Source organism: Nocardioides marmotae, from assembly GCF_013177455.1.
Taxonomy (GTDB): Bacteria; Actinomycetota; Actinomycetes; order Propionibacteriales; family Nocardioidaceae; genus Nocardioides; species Nocardioides marmotae.
This window is the reverse complement of the sequence record NZ_CP053660.1, coordinates 3,681,561-3,701,060: the sequence shown is the minus strand read 5'-3', so window position 1 is coordinate 3,701,060 and position 19,500 is coordinate 3,681,561. Positions and strand designations below refer to the sequence as shown.

Annotated in this window: 30 protein-coding genes; all 30 read left to right on the top strand. The window is 68.0% G+C overall.

What is annotated here, in order from left to right; genetic code table 11:
- Nucleotides 1-116: 116 nt before the first annotated feature.
- Nucleotides 117-491, top strand: coding sequence for a 30S ribosomal protein S12 (gene rpsL, locus HPC71_RS17555; protein ID WP_028636428.1), 375 nt, complete (start codon nt 117-119; stop codon nt 489-491).
- Nucleotide 492: 1 nt separating this feature from the next.
- A complete protein-coding gene (gene rpsG, locus HPC71_RS17550; RefSeq protein WP_154615488.1) occupies nt 493-963 on the top strand; it encodes a 30S ribosomal protein S7 in 471 nt (156 codons plus the stop codon).
- Nucleotides 964-1,040: 77 nt separating this feature from the next.
- On the top strand, nt 1,041-3,152 hold the full coding sequence (gene fusA / locus HPC71_RS17545; RefSeq protein ID WP_171896991.1) for an elongation factor G: 2,112 nt from the start codon (nt 1,041-1,043) through the stop codon (nt 3,150-3,152).
- Nucleotides 3,153-3,254: 102 nt separating this feature from the next.
- The gene (gene tuf, locus HPC71_RS17540) at nt 3,255-4,448 is read left to right on the top strand and encodes an elongation factor Tu (RefSeq protein ID WP_171896990.1); all 1,194 of its coding nucleotides are present in this window, start codon (nt 3,255-3,257) and stop codon (nt 4,446-4,448) included.
- Nucleotides 4,449-4,552: 104 nt separating this feature from the next.
- On the top strand, nt 4,553-5,275 hold the full coding sequence (gene trmB, locus HPC71_RS17535) for a tRNA (guanosine(46)-N7)-methyltransferase TrmB (RefSeq protein ID WP_154615490.1): 723 nt from the start codon (nt 4,553-4,555) through the stop codon (nt 5,273-5,275).
- A 411-nt stretch (nt 5,276-5,686) separates the two neighbouring features.
- Nucleotides 5,687-5,995: a 30S ribosomal protein S10 gene (gene rpsJ / locus HPC71_RS17530; protein ID WP_154615492.1), complete on the top strand. Its 309-nt coding sequence runs from the start codon at nt 5,687-5,689 to the stop codon at nt 5,993-5,995.
- A 10-nt stretch (nt 5,996-6,005) separates the two neighbouring features.
- The gene (gene rplC / locus HPC71_RS17525) at nt 6,006-6,677 is read left to right on the top strand and encodes a 50S ribosomal protein L3 (RefSeq protein WP_154615494.1); all 672 of its coding nucleotides are present in this window, start codon (nt 6,006-6,008) and stop codon (nt 6,675-6,677) included.
- A 2-nt stretch (nt 6,678-6,679) separates the two neighbouring features.
- Nucleotides 6,680-7,351 carry a 50S ribosomal protein L4, sunset domain variant gene (gene rplD / locus HPC71_RS17520; RefSeq protein ID WP_154615496.1) on the top strand — a complete coding sequence of 224 codons (672 nt, stop codon included), beginning with the start codon at nt 6,680-6,682 and terminating at the stop codon, nt 7,349-7,351.
- The gene (rplW, locus tag HPC71_RS17515; protein ID WP_171896989.1) at nt 7,348-7,653 is read left to right on the top strand and encodes a 50S ribosomal protein L23; all 306 of its coding nucleotides are present in this window, start codon (nt 7,348-7,350) and stop codon (nt 7,651-7,653) included. The genes rplD and rplW overlap by 4 nt, the downstream gene beginning before the upstream one ends.
- Before the next feature lie 31 nt (nt 7,654-7,684).
- Nucleotides 7,685-8,521: a 50S ribosomal protein L2 gene (rplB, locus tag HPC71_RS17510; RefSeq protein WP_154615498.1), complete on the top strand. Its 837-nt coding sequence runs from the start codon at nt 7,685-7,687 to the stop codon at nt 8,519-8,521.
- A gap of 5 nt (nt 8,522-8,526) precedes the next feature.
- The gene (rpsS, locus tag HPC71_RS17505; RefSeq protein ID WP_154615500.1) at nt 8,527-8,808 is read left to right on the top strand and encodes a 30S ribosomal protein S19; all 282 of its coding nucleotides are present in this window, start codon (nt 8,527-8,529) and stop codon (nt 8,806-8,808) included.
- Nucleotides 8,805-9,245 carry a 50S ribosomal protein L22 gene (rplV, locus tag HPC71_RS17500; protein WP_154615502.1) on the top strand — a complete coding sequence of 147 codons (441 nt, stop codon included), beginning with the start codon at nt 8,805-8,807 and terminating at the stop codon, nt 9,243-9,245. Before rpsS ends, rplV begins: the two co-directional genes overlap by 4 nt.
- The gene (rpsC, locus tag HPC71_RS17495) at nt 9,245-10,084 is read left to right on the top strand and encodes a 30S ribosomal protein S3 (RefSeq protein ID WP_154615505.1); all 840 of its coding nucleotides are present in this window, start codon (nt 9,245-9,247) and stop codon (nt 10,082-10,084) included. Before rplV ends, rpsC begins: the two co-directional genes overlap by 1 nt.
- Before the next feature lie 4 nt (nt 10,085-10,088).
- Nucleotides 10,089-10,508 carry a 50S ribosomal protein L16 gene (gene rplP, locus HPC71_RS17490; protein ID WP_154615507.1) on the top strand — a complete coding sequence of 140 codons (420 nt, stop codon included), beginning with the start codon at nt 10,089-10,091 and terminating at the stop codon, nt 10,506-10,508.
- Entirely contained in the window at nt 10,508-10,753 is a 246-nt protein-coding gene (gene rpmC / locus HPC71_RS17485) for a 50S ribosomal protein L29 (protein WP_154615509.1), read from the top strand. Before rplP ends, rpmC begins: the two co-directional genes overlap by 1 nt.
- A complete protein-coding gene (rpsQ, locus tag HPC71_RS17480; protein ID WP_154615511.1) occupies nt 10,750-11,025 on the top strand; it encodes a 30S ribosomal protein S17 in 276 nt (91 codons plus the stop codon). Before rpmC ends, rpsQ begins: the two co-directional genes overlap by 4 nt.
- A 97-nt stretch (nt 11,026-11,122) precedes the next feature.
- Nucleotides 11,123-11,491, top strand: coding sequence for a 50S ribosomal protein L14 (rplN, locus tag HPC71_RS17475; protein WP_090849740.1), 369 nt, complete (start codon nt 11,123-11,125; stop codon nt 11,489-11,491).
- Between the two features lie 3 nt (nt 11,492-11,494).
- Nucleotides 11,495-11,866 (top strand): 50S ribosomal protein L24, encoded by a 372-nt coding sequence (rplX, locus tag HPC71_RS17470; protein ID WP_216656446.1) that lies wholly within the window; start codon nt 11,495-11,497, stop codon nt 11,864-11,866.
- Nucleotides 11,866-12,438, top strand: coding sequence for a 50S ribosomal protein L5 (rplE, locus tag HPC71_RS17465; protein WP_154615513.1), 573 nt, complete (start codon nt 11,866-11,868; stop codon nt 12,436-12,438). Before rplX ends, rplE begins: the two co-directional genes overlap by 1 nt.
- Before the next feature lies 1 nt (nt 12,439).
- The gene (locus HPC71_RS17460; protein ID WP_011757321.1) at nt 12,440-12,625 is read left to right on the top strand and encodes a type Z 30S ribosomal protein S14; all 186 of its coding nucleotides are present in this window, start codon (nt 12,440-12,442) and stop codon (nt 12,623-12,625) included.
- A 79-nt stretch (nt 12,626-12,704) separates the two neighbouring features.
- Nucleotides 12,705-13,112, top strand: coding sequence for a 30S ribosomal protein S8 (gene rpsH / locus HPC71_RS17455; protein WP_154615515.1), 408 nt, complete (start codon nt 12,705-12,707; stop codon nt 13,110-13,112).
- Nucleotides 13,113-13,142: 30 nt separating this feature from the next.
- Nucleotides 13,143-13,682 (top strand): 50S ribosomal protein L6, encoded by a 540-nt coding sequence (gene rplF / locus HPC71_RS17450; protein ID WP_154615517.1) that lies wholly within the window; start codon nt 13,143-13,145, stop codon nt 13,680-13,682.
- Nucleotides 13,683-13,684: 2 nt separating this feature from the next.
- Nucleotides 13,685-14,068 carry a 50S ribosomal protein L18 gene (gene rplR / locus HPC71_RS17445; protein WP_154615519.1) on the top strand — a complete coding sequence of 128 codons (384 nt, stop codon included), beginning with the start codon at nt 13,685-13,687 and terminating at the stop codon, nt 14,066-14,068.
- Nucleotides 14,069-14,105: 37 nt separating this feature from the next.
- A complete protein-coding gene (rpsE, locus tag HPC71_RS17440; protein WP_154615521.1) occupies nt 14,106-14,726 on the top strand; it encodes a 30S ribosomal protein S5 in 621 nt (206 codons plus the stop codon).
- Entirely contained in the window at nt 14,726-14,908 is a 183-nt protein-coding gene (rpmD, locus tag HPC71_RS17435; RefSeq protein ID WP_154615523.1) for a 50S ribosomal protein L30, read from the top strand. Before rpsE ends, rpmD begins: the two co-directional genes overlap by 1 nt.
- A gap of 1 nt (nt 14,909) precedes the next feature.
- Nucleotides 14,910-15,350: a 50S ribosomal protein L15 gene (gene rplO / locus HPC71_RS17430; RefSeq protein ID WP_154615525.1), complete on the top strand. Its 441-nt coding sequence runs from the start codon at nt 14,910-14,912 to the stop codon at nt 15,348-15,350.
- Between the two features lie 181 nt (nt 15,351-15,531).
- On the top strand, nt 15,532-16,827 hold the full coding sequence (secY, locus tag HPC71_RS17425) for a preprotein translocase subunit SecY (RefSeq protein ID WP_171896988.1): 1,296 nt from the start codon (nt 15,532-15,534) through the stop codon (nt 16,825-16,827).
- Nucleotides 16,824-17,399, top strand: a complete 576-nt coding sequence (locus HPC71_RS17420; RefSeq protein ID WP_154615527.1) for an adenylate kinase — start codon at nt 16,824-16,826, stop codon at nt 17,397-17,399. Before secY ends, HPC71_RS17420 begins: the two co-directional genes overlap by 4 nt.
- Nucleotides 17,400-17,412: 13 nt before the next feature.
- Nucleotides 17,413-18,231: a type I methionyl aminopeptidase gene (gene map, locus HPC71_RS17415; protein ID WP_154615529.1), complete on the top strand. Its 819-nt coding sequence runs from the start codon at nt 17,413-17,415 to the stop codon at nt 18,229-18,231.
- 238 nt (nt 18,232-18,469) lie between these two features.
- Entirely contained in the window at nt 18,470-19,468 is a 999-nt protein-coding gene (locus HPC71_RS17410; protein WP_171896987.1) for a TerC family protein, read from the top strand.
- Nucleotides 19,469-19,500 lie beyond the last annotated feature (32 nt).

Sequence of the window (19,500 nt, the reverse complement as noted above, 5' to 3'; positions counted from 1 at the left end):
CGCCCGACCTCGGGGGCGAGCAGCGCCGGTTGGGAGCACCACCCGGCACAACCAGCAACACACCGTGCGCAGCACCGTGCCGCGTACTGAGAGTCGACAAGAAGGGGAACCACCCGGTGCCCACCATTAACCAGCTGGTCCGCAAGGGCCGCCAGGACAAGGTGTCGAAGAACAAGACGCCTGCCCTGAAGGGTTCGCCGCAGCGCCGTGGCGTCTGCACCCGCGTCTACACCACCACCCCGAAGAAGCCGAACTCCGCCCTCCGCAAGGTCGCCCGCGTGCGCCTGTCCAGCGGCGTCGAGGTCACTGCTTACATCCCGGGTGTGGGTCACAACCTCCAGGAGCACTCCATCGTGCTCGTGCGCGGCGGCCGGGTGAAGGACCTCCCCGGTGTCCGCTACAAGATCATTCGCGGCACGCTCGACACCCAGGGCGTGAAGAACCGCAAGCAGGCTCGCAGCCGTTACGGCGCGAAGAAGGAGAAGAGCTGATATGCCGCGCAAGGGTCCGGCCCCGAAGCGGCCGATCGACGTCGACCCGGTCTACGGGTCGCAGCTGGTCTCCCAGCTCGTCTCCAAGGTCCTGCAGGACGGCAAGAAGCAGGTCGCGCAGCGCATCGTCTACACCGCGCTCGAGGGCTGCCGCGAGAAGACCGGCACCGACCCCGTCGTGACGCTCAAGCGCGCGATGGACAACGTCAAGCCGGCCATCGAGGTCAAGTCCCGCCGCGTCGGCGGCGCGACCTACCAGGTCCCGATCGAGGTCAAGGGCACGCGCGGCACCACGCTCGCGCTGCGCTGGCTCGTCGGCTACGCGCAGGACCGTCGTGAGAAGACGATGTCCGAGCGCCTGATGAACGAGATCCTCGACGCCTCGAACGGCCTCGGTGCCGCGGTGAAGAAGCGCGAGGACACCCACAAGATGGCCGAGTCCAACAAGGCCTTCGCGCACTACCGCTGGTGACCTCGGGCGGGGGCGGCTCGGGCCGCTCCTGCTCCACCTGCGACCACCCAACTTCTTTCAAGGGACGCTGATCCAACGTGGCAGTCGACATCACCACGGACCTGAACAAGGTCCGCAACATCGGCATCATGGCGCACATCGATGCCGGCAAGACCACCACCACCGAGCGCATCCTGTTCTACACCGGTATCACGTACAAGATCGGTGAGGTCCACGAGGGTGGGGCCACGATGGACTGGATGGAGCAGGAGCAGGAGCGCGGCATCACGATCACGTCGGCCGCGACGACCTGCTGGTGGAAGAACCACCAGATCAACATCATCGACACCCCGGGTCACGTGGACTTCACCGCCGAGGTCGAGCGCTCGCTGCGCGTCCTCGACGGCGCGGTCGCGGTCTTCGACGGCGTGGCCGGTGTCGAGCCGCAGACGATGACGGTGTGGCGCCAGGCCAACAAGTACGCCGTGCCCCGCATGTGCTTCGTCAACAAGCTCGACCGCACGGGCGCGGACTTCTTCCGCTGCGTCGACATGATGGTCGACCGCCTCAACTCCAACCCGCTCGTCCTCCAGCTGCCGATCGGCGCGGAGAGCGACTTCCTCGGTGTCGTCGACCTGGTCGGCATGCGTGCCCTCACCTGGCGCGGCGAGACCAAGATGGGCGAGGACTACGAGGTCGAGGAGATCCCGGCCGAGATGGCCGACCTGGCCGCCGAGTACCGCGAGAAGTTCCTCGAGACCCTCTCCGAGGCCGACGACGCCGTGATGGAGAAGTACCTCGAGGGCGAGGACCTCTCCGTCGAGGAGCTCGAGGCCGCGATCCGTCGCGCCACGCTGGCCGACAAGGTCAACCCGGTGCTCTGCGGCACCGCGTTCAAGAACAAGGGCGTCCAGCCCCTGCTCGACGCGGTCGTGAAGTACCTGCCCTCGCCGCTCGACATCGAGGCGATCATCGGCCACTCGCCCAAGGACGAGGAGGTCGAGATCGCGCGGAAGCCTTCGGACTCCGAGCCGTTCTCCGGCCTGGCCTACAAGATCGCCTCCGACCCGCACCTGGGCAAGCTCATCTACGTCCGCGTCTACTCGGGCAAGCTCGAGTCCGGCTCGACCGTGGTCAACTCGGTCAACGGCAAGAAGGAGCGGATCGGCAAGGTCTACCAGATGCACGCGAACAAGCGTGAGGAGATCGCGTCGGTCGGCGCCGGCCAGATCGTCGCCGTCATGGGCCTGAAGGACACCAAGACCGGTCACACCCTCTGCGACCCGCAGAACCAGGTCGTGCTCGAGTCGATGACCTTCCCGGCCCCGGTGATCGAGGTCGCCATCGAGCCGAAGACCAAGTCGGACCAGGAGAAGCTGGGTCTGGCGATCCAGCGGCTCTCCGACGAGGACCCGACCTTCACGGTCAAGACCGACGAGGAGACCGGCCAGACGATCATCGCCGGCATGGGCGAGCTCCACCTGGAGATCCTCGTCGACCGGATGAAGCGCGAGTTCCGCGTCGAGGCCACCGTCGGCAAGCCGCAGGTCGCCTACCGCGAGACCCTCCGCAAGGAGGTCAAGAACCACAGCTACACCCACAAGAAGCAGACCGGTGGTTCTGGTCAGTTCGCGAAGGTCGTCGTCTCCCTCGGCCCGAACATCGACCCCGAGACCGGCACCGGTGCGGGCTACGAGTTCAGCAACAACGTCTCCGGTGGCCGCGTGCCCAAGGAGTACATCCCCTCGGTCGACCAGGGTGGCCAGGAGGCCATGGAGTTCGGCATCCTCGCCGGCTTCCCCATGGTCGACGTGAAGTTCTCGCTCGAGGACGGCGCCTACCACGACGTCGACTCCTCCGAGCTCGCCTTCAAGATCGCCGGCAACCAGGCCTTCAAGGAGGCCGCTCGCATGGCGAAGCCGGTCCTGCTCGAGCCGATGTTCGCCGTGGAGGTGACCACGCCGGAGACGTTCCTCGGCACGGTCATCGGCGACATCAACAGCCGACGGGGTCAGATCCGAGCGCAGGAGGAGCGTCACGGCGACATCGTCGTCAACGCCCTCGTGCCGCTGTCCGAGATGTTCGGGTACGTTGGCGACCTGAGGTCCAAGACCTCCGGCCAGGCGTCGTACTCGATGGAGTTCGACTCGTACGCCGAGGTTCCCACGAACATCGCCGACGAGATCATCAAGAAGGTCCGCGGCGAGTGATCCTCGCCGGTTCCCCGGGCACCGCGGTGCCCGGGGAACCGGACCCTCGGCACCACCCAGCTAGTACGAGTCAAGTAACAACCACACCAGGAGGAGCCCACCGTGGCTAAGGCGAAGTTCGAGCGGACCAAGCCGCACGTCAACATCGGCACCATTGGTCACATCGACCACGGCAAGACGACGCTGACCGCTGCCATCACCAAGGTGCTGCACGACAAGCACCCGGACCTCAACGCCGCCTCGGCGTTCGAGGACATCGACAAGGCTCCCGAGGAGCGTCAGCGCGGCATCACGATCTCGATCGCGCACGTCGAGTACCAGACCGAGTCGCGTCACTACGCGCACGTCGACTGCCCGGGTCACGCCGACTACATCAAGAACATGATCACCGGCGCGGCCCAGATGGACGGCGCGATCCTCGTGGTCGCCGCCACCGACGGCCCGATGCCGCAGACCCGCGAGCACGTGCTGCTCGCGCGCCAGGTCGGCGTGCCGGCCCTGGTGGTCGCGCTCAACAAGTGCGACATGGTCGACGACGAGGAGCTCATCGAGCTCGTCGAGATGGAGGTGCGCGAGCTCCTCAGCGAGTACGAGTTCCCGGGCGACGACGTCCCGGTCGTGCGCGTTGCTGCGTTCCCGGCTCTCCAGGGCGACGCCAAGTGGGGCGACTCGATCGCCGAGCTCATGCAGGCGGTCGACGACTACATCCCGACCCCCGAGCGTGAGACCGACAAGCCGTTCCTCATGCCCGTCGAGGACGTCTTCACGATCACCGGTCGTGGCACCGTCATCACCGGTCGTATCGAGCGCGGCATCGTCAAGGTCGGCGAGGACGTCGAGATCGTCGGCATCCGCGAGGGCTCGCAGAAGAGCACCGTCACCGGTGTCGAGATGTTCCGCAAGCTGCTCGACGAGGGCCAGGCCGGTGAGAACGTCGGTCTGCTGCTTCGTGGCACCAAGCGCGAGGACGTCGAGCGCGGCATGGTCGTCATCAAGCCGGGCACCACGACCCCGCACACCAACTTCGAGGGCTCCGTCTACATCCTCTCGAAGGAGGAGGGCGGCCGCCACACGCCGTTCTTCAACAACTACCGCCCGCAGTTCTACTTCCGCACGACGGACGTGACCGGCGTCGTGACCCTCCCCGAGGGCACCGAGATGGTCATGCCGGGTGACAACACCGAGATGTCGGTCGAGCTCATCCAGCCCATCGCGATGGACGAGGGCCTGCGGTTCGCGATCCGGGAGGGTGGCCGCACCGTCGGCGCCGGCCGGGTCACCAAGATCACCAAGTGATCCCCGCGGTCACTGACCGCACCTGACACACCAGATCGGCCCCGGACCCTGTGGTCCGGGGCCGATCTGCTTGTCCCACCAGCCCACCTCGAGGACACCGCCCCATGGACCGCCCCGTCACCCCCGCCCGCCCGCACCACAAGCTGACCGAGGACGGCCGGCGGATGCGCGAGGTGCTCAGCTACTCCCGTCGCGGCAGCCGGTTCACCCCCCGCCAGGCCGAGGCGTGGGCCGCCCACCAGGAGCGGTGGGTCATCCCCGACGAGGCGGTCGACCAGCCCGACTTCTCCCTCGAGCAGTGGTTCGGGCGCCGCGCCCCGCTGATCGTCGAGATCGGGTCCGGGGTCGGCGAGGCGACCGCTCCGCTCGCCGCAGCCCGCCCGGCGTACGACGTGCTCGCCTTCGAGGTCTGGCGCCCCGGCGTCGCCGACACCCTCTGGAAGCTCGCCGAGGCCGGCGCCGAGAACGTCCGCCTCTGCGGGGTCGACGCGGTGTGGTCGATGGAGCACCTGCTGGGGGAGGGGGAGGTCGAGGAGCTGTGGACCTTCTTCCCCGACCCGTGGCGCAAGGCCCGCCACCACAAGCGGCGCCTGGTCTCCCCGGCCTTCGCGCGGCTGGCCGCCAGCCGGCTGCGCCCCGGTGCGGTCTGGCGCCTGGCGACCGACTGGGCCGACTACGCCGAGCAGATGCTCGAGGTCCTCGACGCCGAGCCGGCGCTCGAGGGCGGGGTCGTCGAGCGGTGGGCCGAGCGCCCGGTGACCCGGTTCGAGCGGAAGGGCGTCGAGGCCGGCCGCACGATCACCGACCTGTGCTACCGCAGGACCTGACCGGCGTGTCGGACGCCCCACCGTCGGGGGAGCGAGGTAGTGCCCCGGTGGATTTGGTCCCGTCCGCGTTCTCTGCCAAGATGGTCCGGTTGCTCCGGCGGGTCGCCGGGGTGCGGCATAACTTGACTTCTGAATCGCGTCTCCTCATCCCCGGTCCGCCGGGTCGGAACGAGCTTCGGTCGTCGGCGGTGTGCCGCACCGGACCAGGAGACCCGATCAGCCCGACGAACCGTCGGGTGCCAGCACCGAAACCCAGCAGGATCCCGGTCCTGTGTCACGCCCCGAGGTCGCGACACGCCCGACCGCGGGGGCCGGGGTCGAGGATGGCGGGGCCAGGGCGGGACCGACCCAAACCGGGGGACGTCCCGGGACATGCACGCGGCAGATGAGAAGTAAGGACGAGAGAGACCTATGGCGGGACAGAAGATCCGCATCAGGCTCAAGGCCTATGACCACGAGGTGATCGACACCTCGGCGCGGAAGATCGTTGACACGGTGACCCGCACGGGCGCCCGCGTGGCCGGCCCGGTGCCGCTGCCGACGGAGAAGAACGTCTTCGTCGTCATCCGCTCGCCCCACAAGTACAAGGACTCCCGCGAGCACTTCGAGATGCGCACGCACAAGCGCCTCATCGACATCATCGACCCCACGCCGAAGACCGTCGACTCGCTCATGCGCCTCGACCTGCCGGCCGGCGTCGACATCGAGATCAAGCTCTGAGGTTGACGAGATGACTATCGAACGCAACGTGAAGGGCCTGCTGGGCACCAAGCTCGGCATGACCCAGCTCTGGGACGAGAACAACCGCGTCGTCCCCGTGACCGTGGTCGCTGCGGCGACCAACGTCGTCACCCAGGTCCGCACGCCCGAGACCGACGGCTACAACGCCGTCCAGGTCGGGTTCGGCGAGATCGAGGGCCGCAAGGTCACCAAGCCGAAGGCCGGGCACTTCGCCAAGGCCGGCACCACCCCGCGCCGCCACCTGCTGGAGATCCGCACGGCCGACGCCACGTCGTACACCGTGGGCCAGGAGCTCTCCGTCGAGACCTTCGCCGCCGGCGAGGAGATCGACGTGACGGGCACCAGCAAGGGCAAGGGCTTCGCCGGCACGATGAAGCGCCACGGCTTCTCCGGCGTCTCCGCCTCCCACGGTGCCCACCGCAACCACCGCAAGCCCGGCTCGATCGGCGCCTGCGCCACGCCGGGCCACGTGTTCAAGGGCACGCGGATGTCGGGCCGCATGGGTAACGACACCGTCACGACCCAGGGCGTGACCGTCCACGCCGTCGACGTCGAGAAGGGCCTGATCCTCCTCAAGGGTGCCGTCCCCGGCCCCAAGGGTGGTCTCGTGGTGCTCCGCTCGGCTGCCAAGTCTGCTCTCACTACTGGCAAGGAGGCCTGAGCATGGCCGCCAAGACCGTCAAGGTCGACCTTCCTGCCGAGATCTTCGACGTTGCTGTCAACGTCCCGCTGATCCACCAGGTCGTCGTCGCCCAGCAGGCCGCTGCCCGTCAGGGCACGCACGCCACCAAGACCCGCGGCGAGGTCCGCGGTGGTGGTCGCAAGCCGTACAAGCAGAAGGGCACCGGCCGCGCCCGTCAGGGTTCGACCCGCGCCCCGCAGTTCGCCGGTGGTGGCGTCGTCCACGGCCCGCAGCCGCGCAGCTACGACCAGCGCACCCCCAAGAAGATGAAGGCCGCCGCCCTGCGCGGTGCCCTCTCGGACCGCGCGCGCAACGACCGGATCCACGTGGTCGACGGCATCGTGGAGGGCACCACGCCCTCGACGAAGGCCGCCATCGCCGCGCTGGCCGGCCTGAGCGAGCGTCGCCGCTTCCTCGTGGTCCTCGAGCGCAACGACACCGTCACCTGGCTGTCGCTGCGCAACGCCCCCGAGGTGCACATTGTCGCGGTCGACCAGCTCAACACCTACGACGTGCTGGCCTCCGACGACATCGTCTTCACCCAGGGCGCGTACGACGCGTTCGTCTCCGGTGCCGCCCGCGCCTCCGAGCGCAAGGCCACCGTCGTCGAGGCCCCGGCCGCCGACGCGCAGAACGAGGAGGTCTCCCAGTGAGCACCCTGCACAAGGACCACCGCGACATCCTGCTCGCGCCGGTCGTCTCGGAGAAGAGCTACGGGCTCCTCGACGCGAACAAGTACACGTTCCTGGTGCGCCCCGACGCCAACAAGACCGAGATCAAGATCGCGGTCGAGAAGGTCTTCGGCGTCAAGGTCACCTCCGTGAACACGATCAACCGTCCCGGCAAGACGCGCCGCACCCGCACGGGCACCGGCAAGCGCAAGGACACCAAGCGCGCGATCGTCAGCCTCGCCGAGGGCCACCGCATCGACATCTTCGGGGGTCCGGTCTCCTGACCGGGCTTGCTGACAACGAGGACTGAGACTCATGGCTATCCGCAAGTACAAGCCGACCACCCCGGGCCGCCGCGGCTCGTCGGTCGCCGACTTCGTCGAGATCACCCGGACGACGCCGGAGAAGTCGCTGACGCGCCCGCTGCCCAAGAAGGGCGGCCGCAACAACCAGGGCCGGATCACCACCCGGCACCAGGGTGGCGGTCACAAGCGTGCTTACCGCGTCATCGACTTCCGTCGCTACGACAAGGACGGCGTCCCGGCCAAGGTCGCTCACATCGAGTACGACCCCAACCGCACCGCGCGCATCGCGCTGCTGCACTACGCCGACGGCGAGAAGCGCTACATCATCGCGCCGAAGGGCCTGACGCAGGGCACCGCGGTCGAGGCCGGCCCGAACGCCGACATCAAGCCCGGCAACAACCTGCCGCTGCGCAACATCCCGGTCGGTTCGACCATCCACTGCGTCGAGCTGCGGCCCGGCGGCGGTGCGAAGATCGCCCGCTCCGCCGGCAACAGCGCCCAGCTGGTCGCCCGTGAGGGCAGCCGCGCCACGCTGCGCATGCCCTCGGGCGAGATGCGCTTCGTCGACGTGCGCTGCCGCGCCACGGTCGGCGAGGTCGGCAACGCCGAGCAGTCGAACATCAACTGGGGCAAGGCCGGCCGCATGCGCTGGAAGGGCAAGCGCCCGACCGTCCGCGGTGTCGTGATGAACCCGGTCGACCACCCGCACGGTGGTGGCGAGGGCAAGACCTCGGGTGGTCGTCACCCGGTGTCCCCCTGGGGCAAGCCGGAGGGCCGCACGCGCAAGCGCAAGGCGTCCGACTCCCAGATCATTCGTCGCCGCAAGTCCGGCAAGGGTAGGAAGTAACTGACATGCCTCGCAGCCTGAAGAAGGGCCCCTTCGTCGACGACCACCTGATGAAGAAGGTGGACGCCGAGAACGACAAGGGCACCCACAACGTCATCAAGACCTGGTCGCGCCGCTCGATGATCGTCCCGGCGATGATCGGCCACACGATCGCCGTCCACGACGGCCGCAAGCACGTGCCGGTCTTCGTGACCGACTCGATGGTCGGCCACAAGCTCGGCGAGTTCGCCCCCACCCGCACCTACCGCGGGCACGTCAAGGAAGACCGGAAGGGACGCCGTCGATGAGTGTCACCGAACGTCAGCGCACGAGCGCGCGCCGCGAGACGCTCCTCGGCGACCAGCCGGGCGCGTTCGCCAGCGCTCGCTTCCAGCGGATCACGCCGATGAAGGCGCGCCGCGTCGTGGACATGGTCCGCGGCATGGGCGTCGACGAGGCGCTCGCCCTGCTCCAGTTCGCCCCGCAGGCAGCCTCGGAGACCGTCTACAAGGTCCTCGAGAGCGCCGTCGCGAACGCCGAGACCACCGAGGGCCTCGAGCGGGCCGACCTGGTGATCTCGGTCGCGCAGGTCGACGAGGGTCCGACGATGAAGCGGTGGCGCCCCCGCGCCCAGGGTCGTGCGACGCGCATCAACAAGCGCACGAGCCACATCACCCTGGTCGTCCAGCCGGCTGGCGTGGTCGCGGAGAAGAAGACCGCCCGGAAGAACGGAAAGAGTGCCTGATGGGCCAGAAGATCAACCCGAACGGCTTCCGCCTCGGCATCTCCACCGACCACAAGTCGCGCTGGTACGCCGACAAGCTGTACAAGTCCTACGTCGGTGAGGACGTCGCGATCCGCAAGCTGCTCTCCAAGGGCATGGAGCGGGCCGGGATCTCCAAGGTCGAGATCGAGCGCACCCGTGACCGGGTCCGGGTCGACATCCACACCGCGCGTCCCGGCATCGTCATCGGTCGCCGCGGCGCCGAGGCCGACCGCATCCGCGGCGAGCTGGAGAAGCTCACCGGCAAGCAGGTGCAGCTGAACATCCTCGAGGTCAAGAGCCCCGAGATGGACGCTCAGCTCGTCGCCCAGGGTGTCGCCGAGCAGCTCTCGGGTCGCGTGCAGTTCCGCCGCGCGATGCGCAAGGCGATGCAGACCACGATGCGCTCGGGTGCCAAGGGCATCCGGATCCAGTGCTCGGGCCGCCTCAACGGCGCCGAGATGTCGCGCACCGAGTTCTACCGCGAGGGTCGCGTCCCGCTGCACACGCTGCGTGCCGACATCGACTACGGCTTCTACGAGGCCCGCACGACCTTCGGCCGGATCGGCGTCAAGGTCTGGATCTACAAGGGTGAGGTCTCCGGCAGCCGTGCCGAGCGCCAGGCCCAGGCCGCTGCCCGCGCCGGTGTCCCCGGTCGCGGCGGCCGTCCGTCCCGTGGCGGCGAGCGCCCGAGCCGTGGCTCGCGCGGTGACCGTCCTACCCGTGCCGACCGTGGCGGCGACGCCCCGGCCGTGACCCAGGCGCCGGCCGGCGGCGACACCGCCCAGGCCACGACCCCGGCCGAGACCCAGGAGGGCTGACCCCATGCTGATGCCCCGTCGTGTCAAGCACCGCAAGCAGCACCACCCCAAGCGGACCGGTGTTGCGAAGGGTGGCACGAAGCTCGCCTTCGGCGACTTCGGCATCCAGGCGGTCGAGGGTCACTACGTGACCAACCGCCAGATCGAGTCGGCGCGTATCGCGATGACCCGTCACATCAAGCGTGGCGGCAAGGTGTGGATCAACATCTACCCCGACCGCCCGCTGACCAAGAAGCCCGCCGAGACCCGCATGGGTTCCGGCAAGGGTTCTCCCGAGTGGTGGGTGGCGAACGTCAAGCCCGGCCGCGTCATGTTCGAACTCTCCGGTGTCACCGAGGACGTCGCCCGCGAGGCCATGCGCCGCGCGATGCACAAGCTCCCGATGAAGTGCCGGTTCATCTCGCGAGAGGCGGGTGAATTCTGATGGCCAACAGCACCAAGGCCCACGAGCTCGACGAGCTCAACGACGTCGACCTCGAGGCCAAGCTGCGCGAGGCCAAGGAGGAGCTCTTCAACCTCCGGTTCCAGGCGGCCACCGGCCAGCTGGAGAGCCACGGTCGCCTCCGCACGGTCAAGAAGGACATCGCCCGGATCTACACCGTGGTGCGCGAGCGCGAGCTCGGCATCCGCACGGCTCCCGGGACCGACAACGAGGATGGTGCCGCATGAGCGAGCAGACCCCGACCGTGGAGCGCAGCTCCCGCAAGGTCCGCGAGGGCCTGGTCGTCAGCGACAAGATGGACAAGACCGTGGTCGTGTCCGTCGAGGACCGCGTCAAGCACGCCCTGTACGGCAAGGTCCTGCGCCGCACGAGCAAGCTCAAGGCGCACGACGAGGCCAACGAGTGCGGCATCGGTGACCGCGTGCTCCTCATGGAGACCCGCCCGCTGTCGGCGACCAAGCGCTGGCGCGTCGTGCAGATCCTCGAGAAGGCCAAGTAGCACCCTCCCCGCCCGCCGGCGGGAGGTCCACGACAAGTTCGGCCAGGCTCGGCGACCGTGAGTCGCCGAGAACCGGCACGACAACCAGGAGAAACTGATGATCCAGCAGGAGTCGCGACTCAAGGTCGCCGACAACACCGGTGCGAAGGAAATCCTCTGCATCCGTGTTCTCGGTGGCTCGGGTCGGCGCTACGCCGGTATCGGCGACGTCATCGTCGCCACCGTGAAGGACGCGATCCCCGGTGGCAACGTCAAGAAGGGTGACGTCGTCAAGGCCGTCATCGTGCGCACCGTCAAGGAGCGCCGCCGCGCCGACGGCTCGTACATCCGCTTCGACGAGAACGCCGCGGTGATCCTCAAGAACGACGGCGAGCCGCGAGGCACCCGCATCTTCGGCCCCGTGGGTCGCGAGCTGCGCGAGAAGAAGTTCATGAAGATCATCTCGCTGGCGCCGGAGGTGCTCTGAGCCATGGCACGTAGGAATTCGAAGGCGATGAACATCAAGAAGGGCGACACCGTCAAGGTGATCGCAGGCAAGGACAAGGGTGCCGAGGGCAAGGTCATCCAGGTCTTCCGCGAGGAGGACCGGGTGATCGTCGAGGGCGTCAACCGGATGAAGCGGCACACCAAGGCCGTGAACCAGGGTGGCACCAGCACCACCGGCGGGATCATCACCGCCGAGGCCCCCATCCACGTCTCCAACGTCATGCTCGTCGAGGGCGACGGCGTGACCCGCGTCGGTTTCCGTCGCGACCAGGTCACCAAGCGTCGCCCGGACGGCTCGACCTACGAGGCTGAGCGCAGCGTCCGCATCTCGCGCAAGACCGGCAAGGAAATCTGATGACCGAGACCCAGACCTCCGCCGCGACCACCCCGCGGCTGAAGACGCGGTACCGCGAGGAGATCCTCCCGGCGCTGCAGAGCGAGTTCGAGATCGGCAACGTCATGCAGGTCCCCGGTCTGGTGAAGATCGTGGTCAACATGGGTGTCGGCGAGGCCGCTCGTGACTCCAAGCTGATCGAGGGCGCTGTCCGCGACCTGACCGCGATCACCGGTCAGAAGCCGCTGGTCACCAAGGCCCGCAAGTCGATCGCGCAGTTCAAGCTGCGCGAGGGCATGCCGATCGGCGCGCACACCACGCTGCGCGGCGACCGCATGTGGGAGTTCCTGGACCGCCTGCTGTCCATCGCGCTGCCGCGCATCCGCGACTTCCGCGGTCTGTCGCCCAAGCAGTTCGACGGTCGTGGCAACTACACGTTCGGTCTCACCGAGCAGGTCATGTTCCACGAGATCGACCAGGACCGGATCGACCGGTCGCGGGGCATGGACATCACGGTCGTGACCACGGCCACCAACGACGACCAGGGTCGGGCGCTGCTCAAGCAGCTCGGCTTCCCGTTCAAGGAGAACTGACATGGCGAAGACCGCTCTCAAGGTCAAGGCCGCCCGCAAGCCGAAGTTCGCGGTGCGCGGCTACACCCGCTGCCAGCGCTGCGGCCGCCCGAAGGCCGTCTACCGCAAGTTCGGCCTGTGCCGGATCTGCCTGCGCGAGATGGCACACCGTGGCGAGCTGCCCGGCGTGACCAAGTCCTCCTGGTAATCAACCCCCGACAACGATCGCTGCAGGTCGCACCTGAGATGCAGGTGCGAAACCACGGTGGAGAAAGGGCCTCACGGCCATGACGATGACTGACCCGATCGCAGACATGCTTACTCGTCTGCGCAACGCCAACCAGGCGTACCACGACGCGGTTTCGATGCCGTACAGCAAGCTCAAGCAGGGCGTCGCGGAGATCCTCCAGCAGGAGGGTTACATCACCTCCTTCGAGGTCAAGGAGCCGGCTGAGGGCGAGGTCGGCAAGACGCTGACCATCACCCTCAAGTACGGCCGCAACCGCGAGCGCTCCATTGCGGGCGTCCGCCGGATCAGCAAGCCCGGTCTCCGGGTCTACGCCAAGCACACGGGTCTCCCGAAGGTGCTCGGCGGCCTGGGTGTCGCGATCATCTCGACCAGCCAGGGCCTGCTGACCGACCGCCAGGCCAACCAGAAGGGCGTGGGTGGGGAAGTCCTCGCCTACGTCTGGTGACGACGAGAACTGCGAAGGAGAACTAGAAGCATGTCGCGTATTGGCAAGCTCCCCGTCGCGGTCCCGTCCGGCGTCGACGTGGCGATCAACGGTGCGGAGGTGACGGTCAAGGGCCCCAAGGGCACCCTGACCCACACCGTCGCGTCCCCGATCACGGTCGAGCAGGGCGAGGGCGTCCTCGACGTCAAGCGTCCCGACGACGACCGCATCAGCAAGTCGCTGCACGGTCTGACCCGCACGCTGGTCAACAACATGGTGGTCGGCGTGACCGAGGGCTACGAGAAGAAGCTCGAGATCGTGGGCGTCGGTTACCGCGTCCTGTCCAAGGGCCCCACGCAGCTGGAGTTCCAGCTCGGCTACTCGCACTCGATCGTGTTCGACGCCCCCGCGGGCATCACGTTCAACGTCGAGGGTCCGACCAAGCTCGGTGTCCAGGGCATCGACAAGCAGCTCGTCGGCGAGACCGCCGCGAAGATCCGCAAGTTGCGCAAGCCCGAGCCGTACAAGGGCAAGGGTGTCCGTTACGCCGGCGAGCAGATCCGCCGCAAGGTCGGAAAGGCTGGTAAGTAACCATGGCCATCTCGCTGAAGAACAACAAGCACACCGCTGCCCGGGTCAAGTCGCGCCTGCGTCGCCAGGCCCGTGGCCGCAAGAAGGTCGCCGGCTCCGCCGAGCGCCCGCGTCTGGTCGTCACCCGCTCGGCCAAGCACATCACCGTGCAGGTCGTCGACGACAACGTCGGCAAGACCCTCGCGTACGCCTCCACCATGGAGTCGGACCTGCGGGGCTTCGACGGTGACAAGACCGCCAAGGCCAAGCGCGTCGGCGAGATCGTCGCCGAGCGGGCCAAGGCTGCCGGGATCGACGGCGTCGTCTTCGACCGCGCCGGCAACAAGTACCACGGTCGCGTCGCGGCCCTGGCCGACGGCGCCCGCGAGGGCGGCCTGACCTTCTGATCGCAAGAGCTGCAAGAGAGAGAAGAGGAACAGTCTCATGAGCGGAGCCCAGCGCGGACAGCGCGGTGGCGAGCGCCGAGGCAACCGCGACGACCGTCGCGGCGGCCAGGCTGCAGACAAGACCGCCTACATCGAGCGCGTCGTTGCGATCAACCGTGTCGCCAAGGTCGTGAAGGGTGGTCGTCGCTTCAGCTTCACCGCCCTGGTCATCGTCGGTGACGGCGAGGGCCTGGTTGGTGTCGGCTACGGCAAGGCCAAGGAGGTGCCCGCGGCGATCGCCAAGGGTGTCGAGGAGGCGAAGAAGTCCTTCTTCCGCGTCCCCCGTATCCAGGGCACCATCCCTCACCCGGTCCAGGGTGAGAAGGCGGCCGGTGTGGTCATGCTGCGTCCGGCTGCGCCCGGTACCGGTGTGATCGCCGGCGGCCCGGTGCGTGCGGTCCTCGAGTGCGCCGGTATCCACGACATCCTGAGCAAGTCGCTCGGGTCGTCCAACCAGATCAACATCGTCCACGCGACGGTCGAGGCCCTGCGGATGCTCGAGCAGCCCGAGGCCGTGGCCGCTCGTCGTGGGCTCCCGGTCGAGCACGTCGCCCCGGCGGCGCTGCTCAAGGCGCGCACCGAGGTGCCGGCCGGCGTGTCCGAGGAGGTGCCTTCCTGATGGGGCAGCTCAAGGTCCAGCAGAAGAAGTCCACGATCGGCTGCAAGGCCAACCAGCGCGAGACCCTGCGCACCCTCGGTCTCAAGCGCATCGGTGACGTGGTCGTCAAGGAGGACCGCCCGGAGATCCGCGGCATGGTCCAGACCGTCCGTCACCTGGTGACGGTCGAGGAGGTCGACTGACATGACGCTCAAGCTGCACCACCTGCGTCCCGCCCCGGGTGCCAAGACCGCCAAGACCCGCGTGGGTCGCGGTGAGGGCTCCAAGGGCAAGACGTCCGGCCGCGGTACCAAGGGCACCAAGGCCCGCTACCAGGTCCCCTCGGCCTTCGAGGGCGGCCAGATGCCGATCCACATGCGGCTCCCGAAGCTCAAGGGCTTCAAGAACCCGTTCAAGGTGGAGTTCCAGGTCGTGAACCTGGACCGGCTCAGCGAGCTCTTCCCCGAGGGTGGCACCGTCACCGTCGAGGAGCTCGTCGCCCGCGGCGCCGTCCGCAAGGGCCAGCCCGTCAAGGTGCTGGGCCAGGGCGAGATCTCGGTCAAGGTCGACGTGAGCGCCCAGGCGTTCTCCTCGTCGGCCAAGGAGAAGATCGAGGCTGCAGGCGGCACGACCACCGTCCTGTGATCGTTGTCCCGGGAGGGGCGCGGCGCGACTGCTGTACGCAGCACGCGGGCCGCGCCCCTTCCGCGCTTCACCCCACGTCCCGCCTACCCCGGTCGGGACCGTGGGCGCGCCATCTGCCTGTTAGGCTTCCGGGGCTCGCCGGTCGCCGGGAGGCGGCTCCAGCAGGGAAAAGAGGAACTTCGTGCTCAGCGCGTTCGTGAACGCATTCCGGACTCCGGACCTGCGGCGCAAGCTGCTCTTCGTCCTGATGATCGTGGCGATCTTCAGGCTCGGGTCGCAGATCCCCGCCCCCGGGGTGAATGTCTCCAACGTCCAGGCCTGCATCGCGCAGGTCGAGGACAACAGCGTCTACAACCTGATCAACCTGTTCTCGGGCGGGGCGCTCCTCCAGCTGACGATCTTCGCGCTGGGGATCATGCCCTACATCACCGCCAGCATCATCCTGCAGCTGCTCGTCGTGGTCATCCCGCGGCTCGAGGCGCTGAAGAAGGAGGGCCAGGCGGGCCAGACCAAGATCACCCAGTACACCCGGTACCTGACGCTGGGCCTCGCGGTCCTCCAGGCCACCGGCATCGTCGCCCTCGCCCGGTCGGGCAACCTGCTCCAGGGCTGCACCGAGCCGCTGCTGCACAGCGACGCCACCGGCACCTTCCTGGTCCTGGTCGTCACGATGACCGCCGGCACCGCCGTGATCATGTGGCTCGGCGAGCTCATCACCGAGCGCGGCGTCGGCAACGGCATGTCGATCCTGATCTTCTGCCAGGTCGTGGCGACCTTCCCGGCGTCCATGTGGGACGTCCAGAAGCAGCAGGGCTGGTGGACCTTCGGCATCGTGATGATCGTCGGCCTCGTGATCGTCGGCGCGGTCATCTTCATCGAGCAGGCGCAGCGCCGGATCCCGGTGCAGTACGCCCGCCGGATGGTGGGCCGCAAGATGTTCGGCGGCAGCTCGACCTACATCCCGCTCAAGGTGAACCAGGCCGGCATCATCCCGGTCATCTTCGCCTCGTCCTTGCTCTACCTGCCGGCGATGGCGGTCCAGTTCAACCAGAACGCCGACTCCGAGATCATCCGCTGGATCAACAAGTACTTCGTCACCGGCGACAACCCGCTGTACATGGCGACGTTCTTCCTGCTCATCGTCTTCTTCACCTACTTCTACGTGTCGATCACCTTCAACCCCAACGAGGTGGCGGACAACATGAAGAAGTACGGCGGCTTCATCCCCGGGATCCGGGCGGGCAAGCCGACCGAGGACTACCTGTCCTACGTCCTGTCCCGCATCACGTTCCCCGGGTCGATCTACCTCGGCCTGGTCGCACTGATCCCGCTGATCGCACTGGTGCTCATCAACGCCAACCAGAACTTCCCGTTCGGTGGCACGTCGATCCTGATCATGGTCGGCGTCGCCCTGGACACGGTGAAGCAGATCGAGAGCCAGCTGCAGCAGCGCAACTACGAAGGGTTCCTCCGTTGAGGCTGATCCTGATGGGTCCTCCGGGTGCCGGCAAGGGCACCCAGGCGAAGTTCGTCGCCGAGCACTTCGGCGTCCCGGCGATCTCCACCGGCGACATCTTCCGCGCCAACGTCTCCCAGGGCACCGAGCTCGGGATCGAGGCCAAGCGCTACATGGACGCGGGGGAGTACGTCCCCGACGAGGTCACCAACCGGATGGTGCGCAACCGGATCGACGAGGAGGACGCCAAGCCCGGCTTCCTGCTCGACGGCTACCCGCGGACGCTCGCGCAGGTCGAGGAGCTCGACGGGATGATCAGCTTCACCGGTCACTCCCTCGACGCGGTGGTCTGCCTGACCGTCGACCCCGACGAGATCGTCCAGCGCCTGCTGCAGCGCGCGCAGGTCGAGGGCCGGGCCGACGACACCGAGGACGTCATCCGGCGCCGCCAGGAGATCTACGTCGAGCAGACCGAGCCGCTGATCGAGGTCTACCGCGAGCGCGGCATCCTCGTGGAGGTCGACGGCATGGGCGAGGTCGACGACGTCACGGCGCGCATCTACGCCGCTCTCGACGACGTGGCCCAGTCCTGACGGTGGTCGGCTGATGGGCCTGCGTGACCGCGGCGTCGAGATCAAGACGCCCGAGCAGATCGCCTCGATGCGTCGGGCCGGGCTGGTCGTGGGGGAGACCCTCGAGCTCCTGCGCAGCCACGTCCGTGCCGGGATCACCACCCGGGAGCTCGACGCCATCGCGGAGGACAACATCCGCTCCTCGGGAGCGACGCCGTCGTTCCTGGGCTACCACGGCTTCCCGGGGTCGATCTGCGCCTCGGTCAACGACGAGGTCGTGCACGGCATCCCGGGGGACCGGGTGCTCGCCGACGGTGACGTCGTCTCGATCGACTGCGGCGCGATCGTCGACGGCTGGCACGGCGACGCCGCGATCACCGTCGCCGTCGGCACGGTCCCGGCCGAGGTCACCGAGCTCATGCGGGTGACCGAGGAGGCCATGTGGCGCGGGATCGCCGCGGCCCGCCTCGGCGGGCGGGTCACCGACATCTCCCATGCCGTGGAGAAGCACGTCCGGTCCCAGGGCTCCTACGGGATCCTCGAGGACTACACCGGGCACGGCATCGGCTCCGCGATGCACCAGCCGCCCGACGTACCGAACTACGGCCGGGCCGGCCGCGGCCCCAAGCTGGTGCGCGGGCTCGCGCTGGCGGTCGAGCCCATGGTCACCCTGGGCGGCAAGGACGTCTCCACGCTCGAGGACGACTGGACGGTCGTCACCGACGACGGGAGCCGGGCCGCCCACTTCGAGCACACCTTCACCCTCACCGAGGGCGGGGCGTGGGTGCTCACCGCGCTCGACGGCGGCGAGGCAGCGCTGACCGCTCTCGGCGTCCCCTTCGGCGGCCGCTGAGCCGACCCACCGGCGCGTGCCCGCGGGGGTCCCGCTGGAGTCGCGAAGGGGCGTCGGCGGGCCGCGGATGGCCGCCGGCTTCGGTGCCCGTGCGAGGATGGCCCTGCAGGGGGGAGTATTCCTTCGCCGCGGTTCCGTCAGCACGTCCGGTCATCAGCACCGGTCCGGGGTCGTGGGTCGCGTCCGCGGCGGAAGAGACCTCTGACGTTCCCTCGTCCGCTCCAGCAGGAGGAACCCTGTGGATGTCTCCGCCCTCGAATGGGGCATCACGATCACCGTCACGTGTGCCGTGCTGCTCTTCGACGTCATCATCATCTCCCGACGGCCGCACGTGCCGTCGATGCGCGAGTGCACCATCGCGTTCATCATCTACATGGCGGCCGCGGTCGCCTTCGGCTTCTGGACGTGGGGCTTCCACGGGCAGGAGTACGGCGTCGACTTCTTCACCGGCTTCGTCGTCGAGAAGAGCCTGTCGGTCGACAACCTCTTCGTCTTCATCGTGCTGATGTCCGCGCTGGCCGTCCCGCGCAAGTACCAGCAGGAAGCCCTCATGGTCGGCATCGTGCTGGCGCTGATCTTCCGCGGCATCTTCATCGCGCTCGGCTACGCGCTGATCGAGAGCTTCAGCTGGGTCTTCTACGTCTTCGGCGCGTTCCTCATCTACACCGCGATCAACCTCCTGCGGTCCTACCGCAAGCACGAGGAGGAGCATCCCGAGGACTCCAAGGTCGTCACGTTCGCGCGCGAGCACCTCAACGTGGGCGACAAGTGGCTCGGCCTGAAGATGTTCTACAAGGAGAACGGCGTCCGCTTCGCCTCGCCGATGCTGATCGTGATCATCGCGCTCGGTGCGACCGACCTGCTCTTCGCGCTCGACTCGATCCCGGCGATCTTCGGCATCACCCAGGAGCCGTACCTCGTCTTCACCGCGAACGTGTTCGCGCTGATGGGCCTGCGCCAGCTCTACTTCCTCATCGGCGGGCTGCTCCAGCGCCTGGTCTACCTCTCGCTGGGCCTCTCCTTCATCCTGGCGTGGATCGGCGCGAAGCTGATCATCCACGCGATGTACAAGGGCGGCATCCTGGACTGGGAGGTCCCGACGCTGCTGAGCCTGGCGGTCATCCTGGTGACCCTCGCGGTCACAGCGGCCGCGAGCCTGGCGAAGACCAAGTCCGACGAGAACACCGAGGTCGCCGCGACCGCGTCGGACCCGCCGGCGCCCAAGCCGCGCGACTGAGCACCCGCGCCTGACCTCCACCAGGCCAGGCG

Coding starts and splice junctions, on each gene's coding strand:
- rpsC (WP_154615505.1), top strand. CDS start 9,245: ATGGGCCAGAAGATCAACCCGAACGGCTTCCGCCTCGGCATCTCCACC.
- trmB (WP_154615490.1), top strand. CDS start 4,553: ATGGACCGCCCCGTCACCCCCGCCCGCCCGCACCACAAGCTGACCGAG.
- rplE (WP_154615513.1), top strand. CDS start 11,866: ATGACCGAGACCCAGACCTCCGCCGCGACCACCCCGCGGCTGAAGACG.
- rpsH (WP_154615515.1), top strand. CDS start 12,705: ATGACGATGACTGACCCGATCGCAGACATGCTTACTCGTCTGCGCAAC.
- rpsE (WP_154615521.1), top strand. CDS start 14,106: ATGAGCGGAGCCCAGCGCGGACAGCGCGGTGGCGAGCGCCGAGGCAAC.
- rplX (WP_216656446.1), top strand. CDS start 11,495: ATGGCACGTAGGAATTCGAAGGCGATGAACATCAAGAAGGGCGACACC.
- rplB (WP_154615498.1), top strand. CDS start 7,685: ATGGCTATCCGCAAGTACAAGCCGACCACCCCGGGCCGCCGCGGCTCG.
- rplC (WP_154615494.1), top strand. CDS start 6,006: ATGACTATCGAACGCAACGTGAAGGGCCTGCTGGGCACCAAGCTCGGC.
- rplO (WP_154615525.1), top strand. CDS start 14,910: ATGACGCTCAAGCTGCACCACCTGCGTCCCGCCCCGGGTGCCAAGACC.
- rplR (WP_154615519.1), top strand. CDS start 13,685: ATGGCCATCTCGCTGAAGAACAACAAGCACACCGCTGCCCGGGTCAAG.
- rpsG (WP_154615488.1), top strand. CDS start 493: ATGCCGCGCAAGGGTCCGGCCCCGAAGCGGCCGATCGACGTCGACCCG.
- rplF (WP_154615517.1), top strand. CDS start 13,143: ATGTCGCGTATTGGCAAGCTCCCCGTCGCGGTCCCGTCCGGCGTCGAC.
- map (WP_154615529.1), top strand. CDS start 17,413: ATGGGCCTGCGTGACCGCGGCGTCGAGATCAAGACGCCCGAGCAGATC.
- rpsQ (WP_154615511.1), top strand. CDS start 10,750: ATGAGCGAGCAGACCCCGACCGTGGAGCGCAGCTCCCGCAAGGTCCGC.
- rplV (WP_154615502.1), top strand. CDS start 8,805: ATGAGTGTCACCGAACGTCAGCGCACGAGCGCGCGCCGCGAGACGCTC.
- rplP (WP_154615507.1), top strand. CDS start 10,089: ATGCTGATGCCCCGTCGTGTCAAGCACCGCAAGCAGCACCACCCCAAG.
- rpmD (WP_154615523.1), top strand. CDS start 14,726: ATGGGGCAGCTCAAGGTCCAGCAGAAGAAGTCCACGATCGGCTGCAAG.
- rplD (WP_154615496.1), top strand. CDS start 6,680: ATGGCCGCCAAGACCGTCAAGGTCGACCTTCCTGCCGAGATCTTCGAC.
- rpmC (WP_154615509.1), top strand. CDS start 10,508: ATGGCCAACAGCACCAAGGCCCACGAGCTCGACGAGCTCAACGACGTC.
- rpsS (WP_154615500.1), top strand. CDS start 8,527: ATGCCTCGCAGCCTGAAGAAGGGCCCCTTCGTCGACGACCACCTGATG.
- HPC71_RS17460 (WP_011757321.1), top strand. CDS start 12,440: ATGGCGAAGACCGCTCTCAAGGTCAAGGCCGCCCGCAAGCCGAAGTTC.
- rplN (WP_090849740.1), top strand. CDS start 11,123: ATGATCCAGCAGGAGTCGCGACTCAAGGTCGCCGACAACACCGGTGCG.
- rpsJ (WP_154615492.1), top strand. CDS start 5,687: ATGGCGGGACAGAAGATCCGCATCAGGCTCAAGGCCTATGACCACGAG.